Origin of the sequence: uncultured Fibrella sp. (assembly GCF_964250085.1) — a bacterium.
In the GTDB taxonomy this organism is placed as follows: Bacteria; Bacteroidota; Bacteroidia; order Cytophagales; family Spirosomataceae; genus Fibrella.
In genome coordinates this window covers 12,094-34,378 of sequence record NZ_CAXUEC010000008.1, presented here as the reverse complement: position 1 = coordinate 34,378, position 22,285 = coordinate 12,094, and the positions used below count along the sequence as shown (strand labels likewise).

Genomic DNA, 22,285 nt, shown 5'->3' with positions numbered 1-22,285 from the left:
CAGTTAGCTCAATTGGCGAACCATATCGGCGGGAGTTAGCACAGGCAATTGGCTTTGGTCTGCCAGCCGAAAGTCTTTAGTATTACCCGTTACAAAGTACTGAATCGCCTTGTTGCCCAACGCCGTCTGATACTGAAATCCGTCTTCCAGATCGGTAATGGTCATCAATTGACTAGCCGCTACAAAGGTGTTTTTATCGGCTCCCGCTACTTGAACCAAATTCAGAAAGCCCAGCAAGGCATCACGTTGCGTTTGCCCTCGTTTTCCGGCGCGGTGCAATACGTAGGCTACCATGTAGACCGAACCCGCAGAGATATAAATCGTCAGCCGGTTTTCTTCAGCGGCCAGAAATAAACTGGTTGCTTCGTCGGCAAATGTGTCTTCGCGGTCTAGTAACCAGTCGAGAATCACGTTTGTATCCAAAAAAATGATCATCAGAGGCCGTAACGGTCTTTATACATCATTTCCCGAATCTGTTTATCGGTTTTCTGGCTCAGTGCGCTCTTGGCTGTTCCTCGTAAGCGCAGGGCAGTGGGCACGGCTGGTATTGCTTCTGGCAGACTGATAACCGCCTGTGTCAGCAGTTCCTCAATCATAGCTGACAACGATTTTCGTTGCTGTTTAGCCAGCAACTTGGCCCCGGCTACTATCCGCTGGTCAACTGTCAGGGTCAATTTCACCTTTCCCATACACGTATATTTTTTACGATTAAATAAAGATACGTATCACTCGGTAAATCTGTTCCAGAAAGACCGCGTTAAAATAGAGTCTAAAAATATCAATCGATTTGTAGGGTTTTCCCCAGGACGAAATACCCCCCTCTTTTTGAACAAATCGCCCCCTAAAATCCACACCAGGCCTCTATAAATTTGCATTATTCGATTAATTGATTTAACCAAAAGGCGATTACTGGTCAATAAATCACGGCTACAGTCGCAAAAAATGGGCGGCGTTTTTACACCATTTCCTGTAACCGAATCCGATTACACGCATACTCTACAATTCCTCAGACTATATGGGCGATCCATTACTCAACAACAGAATTCCTCACCTTCCTCATTGGCTTCTGGCGCTGCTTGGCACCGTGCTGATCTGTGCGGGACCAACGTTGGTCTACGCCCAGAAGAAGAGAGACGAGCCAGTCACGGTGATAACCGCGACGTTCAGACCGGTCATCATCGACGAAAACGAAGAGCCACTGGCGGGTGTCAAGGTCACCAACCGAAGCAACGGGCAGTCGGTCATTTTCGATGGAATCACTCCGCTCGACCTGAGTGCGAAAAAAGGCGACCTGCTGGAGCTATCGGCGCTTGGCTCGGTGGTGAGTACCTACACCGTAGGCGACGAAATGGCCCCGGCTATTGTGCTTAGCACCAAAAACCCCGCCGTGGCCCGGCTGAAGCCGGTACGGTTGCTCTTCAACACCACCACCCGCGCCGATCTGACGTCGGCGTCGACGCAGGCGGTGTACAACAACGACCTGCAAAAGATGCCGGTGACGTCGGTGCTGAGTGCGCTGTCGGGCCGGTTGGCGGGGGTGTTCACAAACCAGTTCATCGGGCAGCCGGGCAATGATGGAACCGCTATCAGCCTGCGGAATCAGAGTCCGCTGGTTATCATCGACGGTATTCCCCGTCAGTTAACGGTTTTCGACCTGGAAGAAATCGAGTCGATTACGGCGCTGAAAGATGCGGTGTCTACGGCCATGCTCGGTGTTCGCGGATCGAACGGTGCTCTGCTCATCACCACGCGTAAAGGATCGCCGCTTCGTCAGCGTATTTCGTTCACCGCGCAAACCGCCATTCAACAGCCGCTCCGGTTTCCGAACCCGCTGAATGCGGCCCAGTATGCCAGCCTGTATAATGAAGCACTGCAAAACGACGGACAGGCACCCGTGTACTCAGACGCGGCCATTCAGGCGTATCAGAACGGGTCTGACCCCTACCGTTACCCCAACGTGAACTGGCGCGATCAGGTAACCAAGCCATCATCGCGGTTCGATCGCTACACCTTCAGCGCCAGCGGCGGGAATAACTTCTCGAAATACTTCGTGTCGCTCGATCACATCAACCAGACGGGTCTGCTGCGCGAAAGTGACGCCAACAAGTACAACACGAACAACAACTTCCAAGCCTTCACCGTCCGCTCGAACGTTGATCTGCAACTGAGCCCTAAACTGTCGGCGGGCATTTACCTGCTGGGCCGGATCCTGAACGGTAATGATGCCGGATTTGGCACGGGCTCGATCCTGGCCAACGTGTTGCAGACGCCCAACAACGCCTATCCGGTATATAATCCGAACGGCTCGTATGGCGGCAGTCAGCAGTACCAGACCAACATCTGGGCGCAAACCATCGGCTCGGGTTACCAGCAGAATTTCAAGCGCGATATGCTCGCCGATTTCTACCTGAAACGGACGCTCGACGAACTGACGCCCGGCCTCTGGGTACGTGCCATGGGATCGTACTACGCCACGCTGTCGGAGAATATTTTCCGGGCCAAAACCTTCGCCGTTTTCCAGCGCAACATCTCGCCAACGGGCGTGGAAACCTACCAGCAGTTTGGGGCCAACGGTGATCAGGCCAATTCGAACGGTATCGACTACCAGGGGCGTTCCGATTACCTGGAGTTCACCCTGGGCTACGATCGTACGATTGGTAACAACGGGTTCAGCGCCCTGCTGCTCGCCAACCGGCAAAACTCGGTAACGGGCTCAGACCTACCCTACACCATCACCGGAACGTCGGGCCGGGCGTCGTATAATTACAAGCAGAAGTACGTGCTCGAAGCGTCGTTCGGGCTGAACGGGTCGAACCGCTACCCCGACGGTGGTACCACAAAATACGGGTTCTTCCCGGCGGTGGGCGTTGCCTGGAACATCAATCAGGAAGATTTTCTGAAGTCGTACAACTGGTTATCGTACCTGAAACTGTTTGGTTCTTACGGCAAAACGGGCAACGATAACCCCGGCTACTTCACCTATATCCAGCGGTATTTCGACAGCCCAAGTGCCGTATTTGGTACAGGAGCCGGTGCCAACACCTCGCTCACTGAACAGCCCATTGCCAACCGTAACATTAGCTGGGAGAAGGCCAATAAGCTGAATCTGGGGCTACAGGGGGCCGTTTTCAATAACCGCCTGGGATTCACGATCGAGTATTACAACATGAAGTACTACGATCTGCTGATGCAACGCGGCCGGAGTACGTCGCTGCTGGGCAATACGTACCCGGACGAGAATATCGGACAGAACCGCTACTCGGGCGTCGATCTTCAACTGAGCTTCCAGCAGGATATCAAGGGCCTCAGCTACTACGCAACGGTGAACGCCGGTTTTCAGAACACGAAAGTGCTGTTTATGGATGAGGTGTACCGGCCCTACGACTGGATGCAGCGCACCGGGCAGCGCGTTGGGCAGACCTTTGGCTACATCGCCGATGGCCTGTTCCAGACGGCCGAAGAAGTGAAACGCAGCGCGACGGTGGTTGGTTACACGCCTCAGCCCGGTGATATCAAGTACAAAGACCTGAACGGCGACGGCGTGATTGACCAGCTCGATCAGGCACCGATTGGCAACACCAAGCCGTCCATTCCGTTTGGGGCCAGCCTTGGCTTCCGCTGGAAAGGCTTCGACGTGTCGGCACTGGTACAGGGCGTGGCCAACCGGTCGATCTACATGCAGAGCGCCTCGACCTGGGCCTTCCAGAACAACGGATTCGGGCAAGCCTTTGAGCAGCACCTCGACCGCTGGACGCCCACCAACACGGCGGCAACGTACCCACGCGTCTGGATTGGCACGAACGTAAATAATCAGGCCGTCTCGTCCTACTGGATGCGGTCGGGCGATTACGTGCGGCTGAAAAACGTGGAGATTGGCTACACCGTACCCGTGCATCTGCTGAGCCGGATTCGCGTGCAGTCGATCCGGGTGTTTGCCAACGGCACCAACCTGCTGACGGCGAATAAAGATCAGACGATCGACCCCGAAAGCTACCTGAGCACATACCCGGTGCAGCGCTTACTCAACGTCGGTCTCAACCTGAAACTCTAGGTCAGCGCCCCGGCGAACCGAACAAACTTGCCATAAAACATGCATAAGAAACTCTATTTCAGCGTACTCATCGTGGCTCTGTCCATGATTGGAAGCGCCTGCGAACGCGTCGAAACCGAACCCCGTGACTGGATCAAAGAAGATCTGGTCTGGGATGAGAAAGACCGGAATGCCACGCTGGCGGTCTTTTTTCTCAACGATATCTACAACTACATTCCCGGCGGCTTCAACCGGATCGGTACCGGAAACGGCGATTTCCTGGACGCTGGCGCCGTTGATGCCATTCCGTCGCGCATTGCCCGGTCTGTGGAGTATTACACCAACGGGTTCATCAGCGCGGTGAACAACCCCGATCCATACTGGGGCAACAGCTACGCGGGTATTCGGCGGGTCAATATCTTCCTGGCCAACATCGACCGGGTGCCTGCCACAGCCGCCAGCATCGTGACCTGGAAGGCTGAGGCCCGGTTTATTCGCGCCTTTCTGTATTTCGAACTCCTGAAACGGTACGGCGGCGTGCCCCTCATCGGCGACAAAATCTTCACGATCAACGATGACCTGTCGCTGCCCCGCAACACCTTTGAGGAAACCGTTAATTACATCGTCGCTGAGTGCGATGCGGTGAAAGCTGACCTGCGCAAAGAGCCTGTTTCGGATAACGAATGGGGCCGCGTCCCCCGGGGAGCAGCCATTGCGCTGAAAGGCCGGACGTACCTGTACGCCGCCAGTCCGCTGTTCAACGGAGGAGGTGTGAGCAACAACGCCACCCAAAAAGCACTGACCGGCTACCCAACCTTCGACGCCGCGCGCTGGCAGAAAGCCGTTGATGCGGCCGCCGAACTGATCGCCCTGAACTACTACGCCCTGCAACCGGTGTACAACAACGTGTTTGTGGTGAAGAAGAACACCGAGATCATTCTGGCCAAGCAGTCGGGCAACAACACGACTATTGAAAGCCTGAACGCGCCCGTTGGCTACGGCTCGCCAACGGCCAGCCAGGGATTGACCAGCCCCACGCAGAATTTTGTGGACGCCTTCACGACCGATACCGGCCTGCCCATCACCGACGCCGCCTCGGGCTACAATCCGCAGAACCCCTACGCCGCCCGCGACCCGCGTTTGGCCGTAACAGTGTTTACGAATGGACAACGATGGCTGCAACGGAACGTGGAAACGTTCGACGGTGGCCGCGACCGACCAGGCGGTAACATCGTACAAACCCGGACCGGTTACTACCTGCGCAAGTTCATGGCCGACTTCTCGAACAACACGACCTATACCAACCAGAGCCATAACTTTCCGCTGTTCCGCTATGCCGAAACGCTGCTGAACTATGCCGAAGCCCTGAACGAAGTGGGTCGCACGGAAGATGCCGTAAAGCAGGTCATCGAAGTGCGGAAACGGGCGGGCATCAAAGCCGGAACGACCAGCCGCTACGGCATTCCATCCGGCATTACTCAGGCTGATCTACGTACGCTGATCCAGAACGAGCGTCGGGTTGAACTGGCGTTTGAAGAGCACCGGTTCTGGGATGTACGCCGCTGGAAAATCGCTGAAACGGTGCTGAACACACCGCTATTCGGGCAGAAGATCGTGCGCAACACCGACGGTACGCTGACCTACAGCAAGGTGCAGGTAGGTACGTCTACCTTCTCTAAACGGCTGTATTACATGCCGTTACCGTACGACGAAACAACGAAGAACCTAAATCTGGTACAGAATGAGGGCTGGTAAGAACCGCCGTTCGTTTCACTCCCTTTCACTTTGTTTCCTTCTGACATTATGAAAAAACTATTATTTATTCTCTCACTCCTCACGGTAATCACCGGCCAGGCCGTTCGCGCTCAGGGCCGGGTGGTCAGCGGTGTGGTGTCCGACGCCAAAGAAGCCTTACCCGGCGTCACGGTGGTTGAAAAAGGCGCCCCCACCAACGGAACCACTACGGATGCCAACGGTCAGTTCAAACTTACACTAAGAAGCCAGGGCAATGTACTGGTTTTCAGTTCGATCGGCTTTAAACTACAGGAGGTTCAGATCGGTAGCCGCAGCACCGTCAATGTAACGCTCGATGCCGACGAGAACAGCCTGAACGAAGTGGTGGTAGTTGGGTATGGTGAGCAGAAAAAGCTGACCCTGACCGGGGCCATCAGCTCGGTCAGCGGGGCCGATATCCGCCAGAACCCAGCCGCCAGTTTACAGAATACACTGGCGGGTCGCCTGCCGGGTTTCTTCTCGCAGCAGCCATCGGGCCGCCCCGGTGCCGACGGGGCCAACTTCTACATTCGGGGCCTCAGCTCCTACAACGGCAACAACCAGCCGCTGATCATTGTCGATGATATTCAGTATTCATATGACCAGTTTGCCCGCCTCGACCCGAACGAGATTGAAAGCCTGTCGATCTTAAAAGATGCATCGACCACGGCTATTTACGGGGTACGTGGTGCCAACGGTGTTATTGTGGTTACGACCCGGCGCGGTAAAGAAGGTCCGCCGCAGATTGCCGTGCGCCTGGAGTCGGCCCTGTCGCAGCCAACGATCATACCAACGTACCTGGACGCCTATAAAAGCGCCAGCCTGTATAACCAGGCGCAGATCAACGACAACACGGCCAACCCGAGTTCGACGTTCAAACCCCGCTTTACGGCCGAAGACCTGGAACTGTTCCGCAATGGCAACGACCCGTATGGTCACCCCAACGTGAACTGGAAAGACGCGCTGTTCAAGAAGTTCAGCCAGCAGTACCGCGCCAACCTCGACTTGTCGGGCGGTACGCAGCGGGTGAAATACTTTGTATCGGTGGGTTACCTGAACCAGGGCGGCATGCTGAAAGACTACGGGCAGGGCCAGGGTGTGAACAGCAACTACTCGTATGAACGCTACAACTACCGCTCGAACCTGGACATGAACGTGACCAAAACCCTCGACCTGCGCCTGGATCTGTACGGTAACTTCGGGCAGGTAAACACGCCTCAGGTGGGCAGTCCGTTCGGCTACAATGACCTGTTCTACGACTATAGCAGCTTCCTGACGCTGGCTCCGTTCGCCTACCCGCTCTACAACCCCGACGGGTCGCTGGGTTACAGCACCTGGATTCGGAATGAAAACCCGAACTACAACGTCAACAATGTGATCGGGCGACTGACGTACTACGGCTATAGCCGACGCAATGAAAGCAACATCAACTTCATTGCGTCGGCTAAGCAGAAGCTGGGCTTTTTGACCAAAGGCCTCGACATTCAGGGGCGCGTGTCGTATACCAGCAATTACTATTATACCCGCAGCATGACCCGCGACCAGTTCCCGTCGTTTATTTATAACTCGGCGGCCAACACCTACGAAGCCCGCGACCCGAACGTGTACCGGGTACGTCGGTTCTTCATCGGCTACGATCCCCGGAGTACGTCGCGAACGCTGAACATCCAGGCCATTGTCAATTACGACCGCACCTTTGGGTTACATCACATATATGGCCTAGGCCTGTTCAACCGAAATTCAAATACGGCCCAGAATGATAACGCGATCTACAACTTCATTCCGAGCAACTTCCAGGGCTATTCGGTGCGGGCTGGTTACGATTACAAAGACCGGTACCTGTTCCAGTTCAACGCCGCTTACAACGGGTCTGACCGGTTTGTGAGCGACAAGCGGTTTGGTTTCTTCCCGGCGGTGTCGGCAGGCTGGAACATTTCGGAAGAGCCATTCTTCAAGACCAATGTACGGGCTGTTGACTTCCTGAAGGTGCGCGGATCATACGGGCTCGTGGGTAACGATGCGCTCGGCACATCGTTCAGCTACTATTACCAGCAGAACTACGCCAACGGTAACGGCGTCACCAATGCTGATTTTGGCTACTCGAGCAACAACTATGGCGGTATTGTCGAAGGCACCCTGGCCAACAATGACGTAACCTGGGAGAAGGAGAACAAGCTCGACGTGGCACTGGAATTTGGCATATTGAACAGCCGCATTACCGGTAGCATCGACTACTTCAACAATAACCGCTACGACATTTTGACCACGCGGGGAACCGTATCGGCCATCTTCGGGCAGGGCCTGCCGCCGGTGAATCTGGGCAAGGTAAACAACCGGGGTTTTGAGCTGGAACTGGGGTATCAAAGCCCGACCAACAAGCCGCTATCGTTCTCGATCAAAGGCAACTACTCGTTCGCCAAAAACAAGATCGTATTCCAGGACGAGCCCTCGTCGCTGTATCCGTATCAGGCTTATACGGGCAATAGTATCGGGCAGCAGCGGGTCTATTCGTTCATTGGCTTCTACAAAGATGCCGCCGATATTGCTGCCAGCCCCAAAACGGCCGTTCCCGTGCAGCCCGGCGACCTGAAATACGCCGACCTCAACAACGATGGCAAGATTGATGGGTTCGACGCGTCGGTGACGGGCTTCCCCAACACGCCCAACACGGTGTACGGCATTAACCTCGGCCTTCGCTACAAAAGCATCAGTTTCAGTGCGCTCTTCCAGGGTGCCCGTAATTTCAGTGTGCGGGGCGTGGCCGAGTCGATCCGGGCGTTCTCATCAAACCTGACCGAGATCCACGAGCAGGCCTGGACACCCGAACTGGGTGATAACGCCAAATACCCCCGCCTGACTTTGCTGGGCGGTATCAGCGATCCGTCGGCGTTCCCATCTACGTTCTGGCTGATTCCCAGCGATTACCTCCGGCTGCGGACGGCGCAAATCAACTTCGAGATTCCGGGCGACTTCACAAAGAAGCTGGGCATTAAGGAAGCACGCATTTATGTCAACGGCTCCAACCTGTTCACCATCACGAAACTGAGCAAACTTTACCAGCTCGACCCCGAGATTACGACCGCTACCGACCGCGCCAGTTACCCACCTCAACGGCTGCTCAACTTCGGCGTTAGCGCCACGTTTTAAGGCATTTCATGACTATGAAAAAGATACTGATCATACTTTTCCTTCTCACCGCCTCAGTGGCCTGCCAGCAGTCTGACGACTTTCTGGAGCCTAAAACGAGCGCGCTGACCGAAGAACTTGTCTTCACCGACAGCACCCGGACTATGGCGTTCCTGTCGCGGATTTACAGCGACATCGGCTTCAGCTTTACAAAAGGTCGCTGGGATTCGCACGGTAACACGGAAGAAGCCACCGACGACGCCGAGTATAAATTTTCGGGCACCGGCCAGAAAGCGGTAGTCCTCTACAGCGGCACCGTTAGCCCGACCAACTTTCCGTTTTTCGAGTTCTGGTCGACGCCCTACAACAACATCCGCCGGGTGAACCTGCTGCTGGAAAAGTTGCCCGCCACGCCCCTGTCGGCTCCCTTGAAAGCACGGATGGCCGCTGAAGCCCGATTCCTGCGGGCCTGGTATTACGATTGGCTGCTGATCAGTTTCGGCGGTGTGCCGCTAATCGGTGATAAAGTATTTGACATTGAAGACTTTATCAACCAGCCCCGGAATTCCTATGCTGAGTGTGTAACGTACCTGACGAGCGAACTCGATGCGGCCGCCACGCAGTTGCCAACGGCCACCGACTATTCGGAACAGAACTACGGCCGTGTTACGAAAGGGGCCTGTCTGGCCCTGAAATCGCGGATTCTGCTTCAGGCAGCCAGCCCGCTCTTCAACGGCGGTGCCGAAACGACTGATACCGAACTGGCCAAGATCGTGAGCACGCCTACATATGACGCTTCACTCTGGCAAAAAGCGGCCGATGCGGCCCAGGCGGTGATCAGCTCAGGTACGTATTCGTTGAATGTAGACAATGCCACGGCACCGGGTTACGGTTTCTCGCAGGTATTTCTGAAACGGGTTAACTCCGAGTACATCGTGTTCCAGAACCGGGGTGCCAATCGCGACATGGAAGGGTTTTACAATCCGGCGTCGCGCGGCGGAGCCAACAACGCCATGCCGACGCATAACCTGGCCGAAGCGTTTCCCATGCGCAACGGCAAGCCCATCACCGACCCTACGTCGGGCTACGACCCGAAGAACCCGTACCTGAACCGCGACCCACGGTTTGGCTACAGCATCATCTACAACGAATCACCCTATTACCTGCCATCGACCAATGCGCTATCGCCCGTATTGACCTACGAAAACGCACCGACCGACGGCTTTACGTCCGCTGGTCAGACAACGGGGTATTACAGCCGGAAGATGTGTGATGTGAATATTTCGGCCAACAGCAGTTTCAACACCAACCGGGGCTGGCCACTGCTTCGTTACGCCGAAATTCTGTTGAACTACGCCGAAGCGATCAACGAGACCGGCCAAACGGCGCTGGCTTATCCCAAGCTGATCGAGTTGCGAAGCCGGGCGGGTATTCTGCCGGGAACAGACAATCTGTACGGTCTGAAAGCCAACATGACCAAAGAGGAAATGCGCGAAGTAGTACGCACCGAACGCCGCATTGAACTGGCATTTGAAGATCACCGCTGGAATGACATCCGTCGTTGGAAAACGGCGATGGTTGTCAATAACGGCTTCAACAAACGCATTCGGATTGTAAAATCGGGTACGACCTACACCTACGAAGTCGTCAACTCGATTCGCCAGCACAATTTCCGACCTGAAATGTATTTATTACCCATCCCAGATTCAGAAGTTCGCAAAGCACCGGCGATGCGTCAGAATCCGGGTTGGTAATGCGTATTCAGCTTCGTGCTTTAAGTTGCTTTTGCTTTAAGCCCTTCAACAGGCTCGGCTCCCCCAGCTCAGGCTGCCAATCCTACTCAAGGTCGTCATGAACTTGCTTGAGTGAGTTGTCACCCTGAGTCTGTCGAAGGGCCTAAAGCAAAAGCAACTTAAAGCACGAAGCGATCCGCAAAGAATAACAATTTAGCCCAACCAACACCCAACCCCAGTACTCACACTCGTGAAACACCTTCTTTCCGTCACCTTATTACTGCTGAGCCTAACCAGTTACGGCCAGACAAAAGACTGGAAGCTAGTCTGGTCGGACGAGTTCAACAACGCTGGTCCGCCCGATCCGAAGAACTGGACCTTCGAGCAGGGCTTTGTTCGGAACAACGAATTGCAGTGGTACCAACCTGATAACGCCCGTTGCGAAAACGGCTTTCTCATCATCGAAGGCCGGAAAGAAAATCGCCCCAATCCCAATTATCAGGCCGGGAGCCAGAACTGGAAAACCAACCGCCCCACCATCGACTATTCGGCGTCGAGCCTGAAAACGAGCGGATTGCATAGCTGGCAATATGGCCGCTTCGACATGCGGGGCCGAATCGATACAAGTCCTGGCCTGTGGCCCGCCTTCTGGACCCTCGGCGTGGCGGGCGAATGGCCATCCAACGGCGAGATTGACATTATGGAGTATTACCGGAACATGTTGCTGGCAAACGTGGCCTGGGGTACGTCGAAAAAGTATACGGCTAAATGGAGCACCACTAAAAAGCCCATGGCGTCGTTCAACGACCCAAACTGGTCGGCCAAATTTCACGTCTGGCGCATGGACTGGGACGAAACGGCCATTCGCCTCTATGTTGATGACCAGTTGTTGAATGAGGTGTTGCTCACAGAAACTATTAATCAGGACGGCACGGGAAAAAACCCGTTCCATCAACCGCATTACATGCTGCTGAACCTCGCCATTGGTGGCGACAACGGCGGGGATCCGGCCAACACCAAATTCCCTAACCGCTTTGAAGTGGATTACGTCCGCGTGTATCAGAAATAAGCTGGGTACGTTGGTTGGGTTTGTTTTGCGCCCTACGCTGCTTCCCGCCCGTACTAGCATCAATCATCAAAAACACACGTTTATGAAAATCATCCAACTTGCTACTGCAGCACTAATCCTATGGGTTAACGTATGCCTTGCCCAAGCCCCGGAACCGAAATCGACAGCCTCGTTCAAACCCGGCGAACGCTGGTACGACAATAAAGGCGAACTCATCAACGCGCATGGCGGCGGACTGCTGTTCGACAAAGGCATGTACTACTGGTTTGGCGAAAAACGGGGCCAGTCGGCCTCGCAGGGCATTTCGGTGTACTCGTCGACCGATCTGCACAACTGGAAAGCGGAAGGCATGGCGCTCGAAAAATCGGCCGATCCGCAGAGTGAGATCGCCGTGGGTGGCCTGATGGAACGACCCAAGGTTATCTACAACCCAAAGACAAAAAAGTACGTGATGTGGTTTCACCTTGAACTGCCGCGCCAGGGCTACAAGGCAGCACGCGCTGGTGTGGCCGTCAGCGATAAAGTGACCGGCCCATACACGTACCTGAACAGCTTTCGCCCCAACGGCCATATGTCGCGCGACATGACCCTGTACGTTGATGACGATGGAAGCGCCTACCATATTTATTCGGCCCGCGAAAACTACGACCTGCGCATCACCAAACTAACCGACGATTACCTGAGCGCGACCACGCAGGACACACTTATGTTCAGTAATCACCGCGAGGCACCGGCCGTTTTCAAGAAGGACAAGCAGTATTACCTCATCACCAGTGGCTGTACGGGCTGGGCACCCAACCAGGCCAGCCTGCACGTAGCGACGTCGCTGTTTGGTCCCTGGAAGCTCATCGGCGACCCGATGAAAGGACCGATGGCCGACAAAACGTTCGATGGGCAATCAACTTATATTCAGCCGGTTCAGGGCAAAAAAGACGCGTTTATTTTCATGGCCGACCGCTGGAATCCCAAGGATTTGAAAGACAGCCGTTATTTGTGGCTACCGATCAAATTTGAAAACGCCCAACCCGTTATCGAGTGGATGGACGAGTGGGATAGTACCGTCTGGGCAAAGTAAGCGACTTCAGCGTTACCGACTTGATGACGTAATCAGCATAAGACCACCAGCTCGATAAGTGCCTTTAGGTAGTGTATTGATGAACGTGCGGAAAGACGATTTCATTTGCAGACGTGTGTCAAGTTCATCAATAAATTGTTGGATGATAGCCGCTTCTTTCAGTCTGTCTTTGAAGGTAGAAGGTGTCCAATACTCCTTAAATGTGTATTGACTGGGTGTTGACTGTTCGATTAAATAAGTATTTCCGTCAGCCCCTAAGCCCCAGCCCTCTATCTGCTCGCTGGTTGGTATGGAAAGAATAGTTAATTCATCAATAAGTGCGTGTATCTGACCGGCAACGGCAGGACTCAGCGCGACCTTTCTACTGAAAATCCTGTCTTGTTTTTTGCTTGGATTTCTAATTTTTTCGGGATCATATCTCGTCGTGAAGTTGGCAAAAGATCCATGAAATGTTTTGAGATCGCTTGTCCATATGTCTACTGCCTGCGTCTCGGTTGACAGACGAACGTGTAGGCTATCTGTGGCCGTGACTAAATCAAGTAACCCGACCTGACTAAATTTCTCTTTTTGCCAGTTAAACCAGAGTGACGTATCGCCACTGCCGTACAGTGGAATAGACAGACGTTTAGCCTGCCCCAGCCCTAGCTGAGCGTAAAGAAGAAAGGCAGAAATGGCTACTATTCTTTTCATGATCATAACTGAGCGAAATCGATAACTACCAATGATTTATAGCTGGTGACGCCTTATAGCAGGCGTCACCAGCTATATAATCTATTTCCGGAGTCCCATCCAGCCTAACATACCGGCAAGGCCAGCGAAGAACAGCGCGCCCAGTAGTTGGTAGCCCCCATCACCAAACGCACTTTCCAGCACCGGTTCGAGCGACAGCTTCGACAGAGCTGTGTATACATTATCGTTGACGGACAGTAGCGCCACCAGCACACCTGCTAATGCGCCACCAGCCACCAAACCCGTGGCGAAGAGATTGCCTTTGCTCAGGTCATCGGTTTCCTCCATTTCTTCTTCCAGAGCCATACCAGCATGAGGGGCTGGTTTCTTTTTACGCCAGTCGGTGAAGGCTTTCACGCAGCCACCCGCAAAAATGGGCAGCGTTGTCGACAGAGGCAGGTAGAGGCCCACGGCGAAGGCTAGTGCACTCACGCCGATCAGTTCAAAGACGAAGGCCAGCACGGCCCCCACCAGCACAAACTGCCAGTCGAGGTTGAATGACAGCAAGCCTTTGATGAGCGTAGCCATCAGCGTGCCCTGCGGCGCAGGGAATTTGTCGGTGCCAATGGCATGGGTGATGCCCTGCGCCACCAGATCGGGCGTGGGTGTATCGAGCAGTTTCACCGTGGCACCCACTACCAGCGACGAGACCACAACGCCAACCAACAGCGCCAGTTGTTGCGCGCGCGGTGTAGCACCCACGAGGTAACCCGTTTTCAAATCCTGGGAGGTGGCTCCGGCATTGGCGGCGGCCACACAGATCAGACTACCAACCACCAGTACGGCCGGTTCGTAGGTACGTCCCGTCAGGCCGATGCCAATGAAGATCAGAGCTGTGCCCATAATGGTGGCGATGGTCATGCCCGAAACCGGTGATGAACTAGACCCGATCAGGCCCACGATGCGGCTGGCGACGGTGACGAAGAAAAAGCCAAAGACGAGCACCAGGATGGCAATCAGCGCTTTGGTCAGGTACGTGTCGCCGGGAATTTGCGGCAGCAGGATCATCAACACGGCCAGTACAAGGCAGCCAATAATGACAAACCGCCCACTCAGTTCAACATCGGTTCGCAAGATACCGCCAGGTTGACTGGCCAGTTCGGCGTTGGAACCGGCTCCGCTTCCGATAGATGCCTTGAACGATGAAACGATAGTGGGAATCGTTTTGAGGAGCGTCATAAACCCACCCGCTGTAACGGCACCGGCCCCAATCTGGCGAATGTAGGCCCGGTAAATGGCGGCGGCCGTGTCGGTAAATGTTTTCGTATCGGGATTCCAGCCGCCTGGCCCGCCGGCTTTGGCAAGGTCGGCGAGGTAGCCCAGTTTCTGGAGTTGCAGGGCAATGGTTTCGCCCGGCACCACCGACGCCAGCAGTGGGATCAAACCCAGCCAGGCGAGAAAACCACCCGCCACCAGCACCGCCGAAATACGAAAACCGATGATGTAGCCCACACCCAGGTATTCCGGCGTGATCTCGCCCGCTACCTGCGCCGACGGAAAGTAGCGGTTTACCTGGTTAGTTGCCCAGACGGGCACTTCAGCCACCACGTGCAGCACTTTTTGCAGGGCCGCGTACAAAAAAGCCACACCCAGACCCAGATAGGCCGTTTTAGCAAAATCACCGCCTTTTTCACCGGCAATCAGCACCGAGGCGCAGGCCGTTCCTTCGGGGTAAGGCAAGGTGTCATGTTCCTGCACGATCAGGGAGCGGCGCAGCGGCACCATCATCAACGTACCTACCAGCCCGCCCACAATAGCCAGCGTCAGAATCGTCCAGTAGTTGAAAAAATCGGCAGAGGCTCCGTCGGTCAGGAACAAGAAACCGGGCATGGTGAACACCACCCCCGACGCGATGCTTTCGCCCGCCGAACCGGTGGTCTGGATGATGTTGTTTTCCAGAATGGTCGTGTTCAGAAAACGCCGTCCCAGCGAGATGGCCAGCACCGAAATCGGGATGGACGCCGACACCGACAAACCGGCTTTCAGCGATAAATAGACCGTAGCGGCCCCGAACAGCACGCCAAACAGCGCACCAACGATAACGGCCTTCACCGATAGTTCGGCGGGCGATTCAGAAGCAGGAATAAATGACAAGGTCTCGTTTAAGGGTTAGTGGTTGATGTATGCTGCTCAAAGTTGCATCGCTTACGCCTAAAGTTGGCACAGGTTAGCCTAACTTTAGCCAGACAGGCCTCCATCTTAAACATGATTAGGCTCTATTTCAGCGTTTTTTAGGTATGTATCCTACGTGTAAGGGCCACCTGGACGTTTTTACCCCAGCTTTGCCAATCACACATAATTTAACTTCAATAGAAATCAAAAAATGAAAAACACGCTACTCGTCTGTTTACTCCTGGCTTCGTCTGGAACCATTGCTCAAACGCAGCCAACCAGCCTGAAAATCAATCAGCGGCGAATTCAGACCCGGCTGCTAGAACTGTCGAAATTTGGTGAATTGGCCAACGGAGGGAATGGGCGGGTGGCCTACAGCAAAGCCGATCAGGAAGGACGCGCTTACTTTATCGGGCTGATGAAAAAAGCCAAACTCAACGTAACGATCGACTACGCGGGTAACATCATCGGTCGCCGAGAAGGAAAGAATCCAGCTCTGAAGCCCATCACCTTTGGCTCTCATATTGATTCCGTACCCAATGGGGGCAACTACGATGGCCCCCTCGGTTCGATTAGCGGGTTGGAGTTGATCGAAACCCTCAACGAAAACAACGTCGTTACCGAACACCCGCTCGAACTCATCATTTTTTCAAATGAAGAAGGTGGTACAGTGGGTAGTGGAGCCATGATCGGCAAAATAACCCCAGCCGCCCTGAAATCGGTAACACAGAGCGGCCTGACCATCGCCGACGGCATCCGGGCCATTGGCGGTAACCCGGACAGCCTCAGCAAAGTAGTGCGAAAAAAGGGCGACGTAGTTGCTTTTATCGAACTGCACATCGAACAGGGTGGTATCCTGATGACCGAGCAACTACAGATTGGCGTGGTGGAAGGCATCGTTGGAATTGAACATTGGGATGCCACGATCGAGGGGGCGGCCAATCATGCCGGCACCACGCCCATGAATGCCCGACGCGACGCACTACTGTCGGCCGCTAAACTGATTGTCGCCCTGAATGAGGTAATCACCAGCCATGAAGGTCGGCAGGTGGGCACGATCGGCAAAATTTCGGCCGAGCCGGGGGCGTATAATGTTATTCCGGGCAAGGTGGTGCTGGGCGTCGAAATACGGGATCTGTCGCATGATAAGATCTGGACGCTATTTCATGAAGTAGAGGCCAAAGCACAGGCAATTGCCAAAGCGCAGGAAACACCGATCACATTTGTGCAGTCGTCTGTCGGGGTAACGCCCGCTCTTACGGCCAAATCCATTCAGGATAAAATCATCGGGGCAGCCAAATCGCTAGGCTTTTCGCATCGGTACATGCAAAGCGGGGCCGGACATGATGCCCAGGAGATGGCTCAGATTGCCCCAGTCGGCATGATTTTCATACCCAGTGTTGGCGGCATTAGTCACTCGCCCAAAGAATTCTCAAAAGGGGTCGACATTGGTAATGGTGCCAATCTGCTGCTACAAACGCTGTTGGCGATCGACCGGGAATAGACGAGTAGGTACGTTTCCATCTCAGGCTACCTGCTTTGCCCAGTTCACCAACCGGTGGGCTGGTTGCTGTTATTCTCCAGAAAGGCTCGTTTAACATTTAGTGGTTGATGAGTCCAACGCCAATGCTACTAATGCGCTTGTAATCAAAAAGTTGCAGATCAGGAAGCGGGTTTTGATGTAGATAACTGCTAGCCACCGTAAAAAATAAAGCAGGGCTATGCAACAACGGCGAGTGCGTACGGTGTCTATATCACTGACTAACTTCACCGCTGGCTCATTTCGGTAACCACACGTTAACCAGATACAGCCAACCTGCTCGACACATGAAAAACGCATTCCTGATTTCGCTTCTCTTCGTCTCCCAACTGGCCTGTAACCGGGTAACCGATGAGCAACCCGCTCCTACCGAAACGGTTCCGGCAAGCGCTATTCAGGCCCTTACCAATCAGTATCCGGGAGCGACAGCTATGGTCTTTAAAACCCTGGAGAAAAATCGGGTGTGGCAGGCAAATTTCACGCAGCAATCGGCCCGATACAGCGCCGCCGCCAACCCACAAAAGTTATTGATCGCCTATCAGTTGCAAACACAGTCGGTACCGGATTCGCTGTCTTCCCTGGTCCGTAACACCGTTATCGACGGAGGTACGTTCACAAACCTTAGAGTGCAGGATTATAGCTGGTTTAAAGATGGTGGCAATAGTGGGCAGTTTCTTTTTGCTGATTATGACTGGCAGGGAAACCGCTACACGTTCCGCTGGACCGTCACCAGTGTAAACGGTAAGATCACCTACGTGACAGAGTTGCTGCCCAGCAATCAACTGGAATTCCGCACCGAAACACTGCTCGATCTACCGCTCGTTATCCAACAGTCGCTGACGGCACAGGGCGCTACCTTTAGTTACGCACTAGTGACTGTTGATGCCCAAAACAAAAAGCAGTATGCCGTTTCGGTGCAGCAAAACAATAATTACTACAACCTGACCTATGCGGAAAACGGTCAATTACTTACCGCCACTGGCTCGGCCAATACCCAGTATTATTCCTTCATCAATCAGTTACCGGCCTCGATACAAACGTACCTGCAGCAAACGCCCGAACTGGTGGAATTCAGCAATAGTGGCCAGTTTAGTCTGCTCGGCAAAAGCCAGTATGCCGGGGTAACCACCTACACGGTTAACCTGCAGAAAGGGCGGCAAACCTGGTTTATGACCTTCGATCAGCAGGGGCAGCTTGTGCGCCGGACGTACCTGAACCTGGTGTAGCCGCTGGCTACTCGCTCTTAACCGGCTCATTCAGATGGCATTAGTTGGCCGTAAGAAATACCCGACCCTGCGCGATCTGGTGCTTGGCTGCCAGCGCGAGGAGGCGCAGGCGCAGCATGCTTTCTACGAACGGTATAAAAACAGAATGCTGGGGGTTTGCGTACGCTACGCCCGAACGGTGGCGGAAGCAGAGGATATTTTTCAGGAAGCGTTTATCCGCATCTTTCAGCATATCCAGGAGTTGAATAAGCCAGACTCGGCCGATAGCTGGGTGAAATCGATCATTGTGCGAACGGCAATCAATTATTATAACCGGACCACCCGCCCACAGGAACGTTTCGACCCCTATGAAGAGAGCACCGAAGAACTGGTCAGCGACGATTATGAATCGATGGTCAACCAACTCAATCTCAATGCCCTGCTGGCTTTTATCAATCAGTTGCCCGACCAGTATCGGCTGGTCGTAAACCTGTATCTGATCGAAGATTACACCCACGCCGACATCGCCATGCTACTGGGTATTCCAGAGGCAACGGTGCGCTCGCAGTATAGCCGGGCAAAGCATTTATTGAGTAAACTTAGTCATCAAAACGGCCTCAAACGTCATGAATTCTTCGGATGATTCGACTGATAAAGCCTTGAAAGAACGCTTCCAGCAGGTTTTCAAGGACTTTGAGCGCACGCCGTCGAGGTCGCTCAAAAAGCGTATATGGCAACAAATAGCTGCCGCTCCAACCAGGCGTTCCAGGTACGTTGCTCTGGCTGTTCTCCTGCTACTACTGATTGGTGGGGCGCTTTACGGGCCACGTCGAACCCAGATTCGCCGGGCTCCCAATGGTCAATCCAATCGGTTGGTTTTTGGCCAATCCAGGCGACCAATTCCTGGACAGACCAATGCCGTTTCGCCTCAAGCTCAGACGAGGTCAGCGGTTACCCTGGATCGGGTTGCTGTTGTTGCTAACGGCGATCGGGCTACTGATCAGCCAGTTGGCTCATCGGCTCAACCAACGATACAAAAGGTGCAGTCAGATAATCTGGTTTCAGACACGAAGGCAACACTGCCTCGCCAGTCAGTTTACGCTCCAACTGTGGCGCGGGCTGGCCGGTCGCGGCTAGCCACCAATCAGGTACGTCTATCCCCAGTCCTTAATCAGGCCAATCAATCAGTCGACCGCGGGCCAACGTTCCGTACCGAAAAGCAGGCAAATCCGAATTTGGCGCTATCAACTCCTGTTCGCATACTGTCTGGACCAGCCGTCTCTGATCGTATTGTCGGGCAGGAGGCGCTGATCGGGTTACAACCTGTAGCGATCCGCCAGTCTCGTGTACCTGTTTACACCATTACACGGCCGATGGTACAACTACCTCAACAATTGACCGAAGCCACTGCGGAAAGCCGCCCGGTGCCCTTACGCTGGTTGGCCAGTGTATCGCCTCTGAGTACGTTTCAGTTGATGACTATTATGGCCAGGCCTGAAACATACGTGCAGCAGGTCGATGCACCGTCCTCCTTTTCGTCGCCAACATGGGGCTATCAGGTCAGTGGCGGGTTGGTGTGGCAGCAGTTTGCCGTTCAGCTCACGGTCGGTCAGCTAAGGCGCTGGGCTTACTACGACCTGGCAACCAACGAGTATCGAATTGAGCCTACGGGCCTGAACGAATATCGAGTTACCCGATTGGGCCGGTCGGTCGCTGAAAACAGTTCATTGACTATGCTGGGAGCTGGTTTGACCAAAGAATACACACTGGGTAAACGTCCCGGCCGTTATGCAGCCCGTGTGGGTGGACAGGGAACGTACCTACCCGCCACCGGGCAAACGCTTTTATGGGGGCAGGCGGCATTAACGATGGGAATACCGCTAAAAAACGCTTATTCGCTCCAGTTGGGGCCAACTGTTCAGTATGGGTTTAGCCCCATTTTCAGCAACGATCGGCAATTGGTTATCCACCCGTTTCTGGTCGGCGCGTCATTAACAATTCGCCCTACTGCTAACTGATTACGTACACCCATTTACACTCAACTTATTAATTACTGGCTATGGCTCGCTCGATTCGCTTTCTACTGCTTCTGATTTTGGGCTCGCTCACCGCGGGTCTGCTTTCCTGTGAGGATCAATCGATGATCAACTCACAGCCTCTCCAAAAACCAGTATTGCTGCCTACGTCGATTGAGTGGCATGCCGAAGGCGGGTTGGCCCATTTGGTATACCGTTCGCTGTTTGCCTACAACAGCGCGAATCAGCTCCTGTCTGTTCGGGATTCGTCGCTTACTTCTTTTGGTAATGTTACCGCTACGCCCTGGGTGCAGTTTTCCTACGCCAACAATCGCTTAGCTGTTATTACGCTCAACACAAGACTGTTCGACAATACGGGTCAAACGTATAGCCAGTCGTCTAGTTTCAGCCTGACCTACGCCGGAAGTACACTTACTGCCCAGGCGCAGATTGGCAATCAGGCGGTGAAGCAGGTTAGCATTGCGCTGAATCAGGCGGGGTATCCGGTCAATACGAATGTTACGCTGGGTCGGCTCTATCTGGATAGCCAGGGTCATCTGGATTACCTGACTGAATCGAAGAAGAGCGAAGAAAGAAACGCGAAGCAATTCACTCAGATACTCGACCAGCAATACGATCAGCAACAGAACATATTTTCAACCAGTAAAGAATTTCAGATCATGGCGGCGCTGATAGCGGTTTCTGACCAGACACTTTCGCCTGGTCTTGCACTAGTTATACTGGACAACCCACTGACCAACAACAATTTAATTTCCAGAACGATAAAGAATTGTTCGACTTCGTTTGACCAATTTTACTGTACTGTGGGCACTATGGTGTATGAAAGCCAGCGCGTCAACGAATTTGGCTTCCCAACCCAGCGAAGCTGCCCATCCGGGCCGATGGGCACATTTTATTATACGATCAGCTATAAGCGAGTCAACTAGGTCAGCTTGTCGCTAAATCAGCTCAGGTACGTTGCCATCTCGGCCTGAATCGCCTTCGCTTCGGCTGCGGCGACTTCGGCAAAATCGGGGCCGGCCGATGCATATAAGATGCTGCGCGACGCGTTGACCAGCAAGCCACCATCTTTGGTGAGGCCATTTCTGGAGACATCGGCCAATGAGCCGCCCTGTGCGCCAACACCCGGCACCAGCAGAAAGTTATGGGGGGCCAGCTCCCGAATTCGGGCGATCTGATCGGCCTGGGTAGCTCCTACTACAAACATCAGTTGTTCGTGGGTGGCCCAGGTCTGCGCTTTCTGAATCACCGTCTCGAACAGTTCCTGCGTCTCATTATCAACCTGCTGGCGCTGAAAATCAGCACTGCCGGGGTTACTGGTCAGGGCCAGTAGAATCACCCATTTGCCGGGATAATCGAGGAAGGGCAGCACCGAATCGTGCCCCATGTAGGGCGCTACCGTGATGGCGTCGAAGTTGAGGCCAGCCGCCGAAGGGTCAAAGAAAGCACGGGCATAGAGACCCGATGTGTTGCCAATATCACCGCGTTTAGCATCGGCGATGGTGAAGCAGTCTTTTGGAATATAGTCCAGCGTTTTTTGTAGACTTTCCCAGCCGCGTGGCCCCTGGGCTTCGTAAAACGCAATGTTGGGTTTATACGCTACCGCATAGGGCGCAGTGGCGTCGATAATAGCTTTATTGAATTCAAAAACCGGGTCAGGTACGTTCGCCAGATGGGGTGGCAGTTTCTGACTGTCGGTGTCTAACCCCACGCAGAGGTACGATTTTTTTTGCCGGATTTGCGCCGCCAGGGCCTGATAGTTCATACGCTTTTTTGCCAGTACCTAAAATGGAACAGCCCAAAAGTACGAACGTAGTGTAGAGAAGTCTATTTTTGCACCAACTACATGACATTGTA

The 22,285-nt window shown here is 54.0% G+C and carries 16 protein-coding genes; 11 read left to right on the top strand and 5 right to left on the bottom strand.

Annotated elements, in window-relative coordinates:
- Nucleotides 1–3: 3 nt before the first annotated feature.
- Nucleotides 4–435, bottom strand: coding sequence for a type II toxin-antitoxin system VapC family toxin (locus ACFE8Q_RS21760; RefSeq protein WP_375447555.1), 432 nt, complete (start codon nt 433–435; stop codon nt 4–6).
- Nucleotides 435–689: a DUF6364 family protein gene (locus ACFE8Q_RS21755; protein WP_375447554.1), complete on the bottom strand. Its 255-nt coding sequence runs from the start codon at nt 687–689 to the stop codon at nt 435–437. Before ACFE8Q_RS21755 ends, ACFE8Q_RS21760 begins: the two co-directional genes overlap by 1 nt.
- A 326-nt stretch (nt 690–1,015) precedes the next feature.
- On the opposite strand from ACFE8Q_RS21755, the gene ACFE8Q_RS21750 reads away from it, so the two are divergent.
- The 6 genes from ACFE8Q_RS21750 (at nt 1,016) to ACFE8Q_RS21725 (ending at nt 12,806) form a co-directional block, all read left to right on the top strand.
- Nucleotides 1,016–4,051 (top strand): SusC/RagA family TonB-linked outer membrane protein, encoded by a 3,036-nt coding sequence (locus ACFE8Q_RS21750; RefSeq protein ID WP_375447553.1) that lies wholly within the window; start codon nt 1,016–1,018, stop codon nt 4,049–4,051.
- Between the two features lie 39 nt (nt 4,052–4,090).
- Nucleotides 4,091–5,785: a RagB/SusD family nutrient uptake outer membrane protein gene (locus ACFE8Q_RS21745; protein ID WP_375447552.1), complete on the top strand. Its 1,695-nt coding sequence runs from the start codon at nt 4,091–4,093 to the stop codon at nt 5,783–5,785.
- Between the two features lie 48 nt (nt 5,786–5,833).
- The gene (locus tag ACFE8Q_RS21740) at nt 5,834–8,950 is read left to right on the top strand and encodes a SusC/RagA family TonB-linked outer membrane protein (RefSeq protein WP_375447551.1); all 3,117 of its coding nucleotides are present in this window, start codon (nt 5,834–5,836) and stop codon (nt 8,948–8,950) included.
- A 14-nt stretch (nt 8,951–8,964) separates the two neighbouring features.
- Nucleotides 8,965–10,683 (top strand): RagB/SusD family nutrient uptake outer membrane protein, encoded by a 1,719-nt coding sequence (locus tag ACFE8Q_RS21735; RefSeq protein ID WP_375447550.1) that lies wholly within the window; start codon nt 8,965–8,967, stop codon nt 10,681–10,683.
- Between the two features lie 229 nt (nt 10,684–10,912).
- The gene (locus ACFE8Q_RS21730; protein ID WP_375447549.1) at nt 10,913–11,731 is read left to right on the top strand and encodes a family 16 glycosylhydrolase; all 819 of its coding nucleotides are present in this window, start codon (nt 10,913–10,915) and stop codon (nt 11,729–11,731) included.
- 82 nt (nt 11,732–11,813) lie between these two features.
- On the top strand, nt 11,814–12,806 hold the full coding sequence (locus ACFE8Q_RS21725) for a glycoside hydrolase family 43 protein (protein WP_375447548.1): 993 nt from the start codon (nt 11,814–11,816) through the stop codon (nt 12,804–12,806).
- 12 nt (nt 12,807–12,818) lie between these two features.
- Here ACFE8Q_RS21725 and ACFE8Q_RS21720 read toward each other — a convergent pair whose 3' ends face one another.
- Both ACFE8Q_RS21720 and ACFE8Q_RS21715 read right to left on the bottom strand, forming a co-directional pair.
- On the bottom strand, nt 12,819–13,496 hold the full coding sequence (locus tag ACFE8Q_RS21720; RefSeq protein ID WP_375447547.1) for a hypothetical protein: 678 nt from the start codon (nt 13,494–13,496) through the stop codon (nt 12,819–12,821).
- An 81-nt stretch (nt 13,497–13,577) separates the two neighbouring features.
- A complete protein-coding gene (locus ACFE8Q_RS21715; RefSeq protein ID WP_375447546.1) occupies nt 13,578–15,629 on the bottom strand; it encodes an OPT family oligopeptide transporter in 2,052 nt (683 codons plus the stop codon).
- A 229-nt stretch (nt 15,630–15,858) separates the two neighbouring features.
- Between ACFE8Q_RS21715 and ACFE8Q_RS21710 the strand changes: the two genes are divergently transcribed.
- The 5 genes from ACFE8Q_RS21710 (at nt 15,859) to ACFE8Q_RS21690 (ending at nt 21,354) form a co-directional block, all read left to right on the top strand.
- A complete protein-coding gene (locus tag ACFE8Q_RS21710; protein WP_375447545.1) occupies nt 15,859–17,151 on the top strand; it encodes a Zn-dependent hydrolase in 1,293 nt (430 codons plus the stop codon).
- Nucleotides 17,152–17,474: 323 nt separating this feature from the next.
- Complete coding sequence (locus ACFE8Q_RS21705) at nt 17,475–18,413, top strand: hypothetical protein (protein WP_375447544.1); 939 nt, start codon at nt 17,475–17,477, stop codon at nt 18,411–18,413.
- 34 nt (nt 18,414–18,447) lie between these two features.
- Nucleotides 18,448–19,035 carry an RNA polymerase sigma factor gene (locus ACFE8Q_RS21700; RefSeq protein ID WP_375447543.1) on the top strand — a complete coding sequence of 196 codons (588 nt, stop codon included), beginning with the start codon at nt 18,448–18,450 and terminating at the stop codon, nt 19,033–19,035.
- On the top strand, nt 19,019–20,410 hold the full coding sequence (locus tag ACFE8Q_RS21695) for a hypothetical protein (protein WP_375447542.1): 1,392 nt from the start codon (nt 19,019–19,021) through the stop codon (nt 20,408–20,410). The genes ACFE8Q_RS21700 and ACFE8Q_RS21695 overlap by 17 nt, the downstream gene beginning before the upstream one ends.
- 41 nt (nt 20,411–20,451) lie before the next feature.
- Complete coding sequence (locus ACFE8Q_RS21690; RefSeq protein WP_375447541.1) at nt 20,452–21,354, top strand: hypothetical protein; 903 nt, start codon at nt 20,452–20,454, stop codon at nt 21,352–21,354.
- Nucleotides 21,355–21,371: 17 nt separating this feature from the next.
- Here the strand turns inward: ACFE8Q_RS21690 and pyrF are convergent, their stop codons facing one another.
- The gene (pyrF, locus tag ACFE8Q_RS21685; RefSeq protein ID WP_375447540.1) at nt 21,372–22,193 is read right to left on the bottom strand and encodes an orotidine-5'-phosphate decarboxylase; all 822 of its coding nucleotides are present in this window, start codon (nt 22,191–22,193) and stop codon (nt 21,372–21,374) included.
- Between the last annotated feature and the right edge of the window lie 92 nt (nt 22,194–22,285).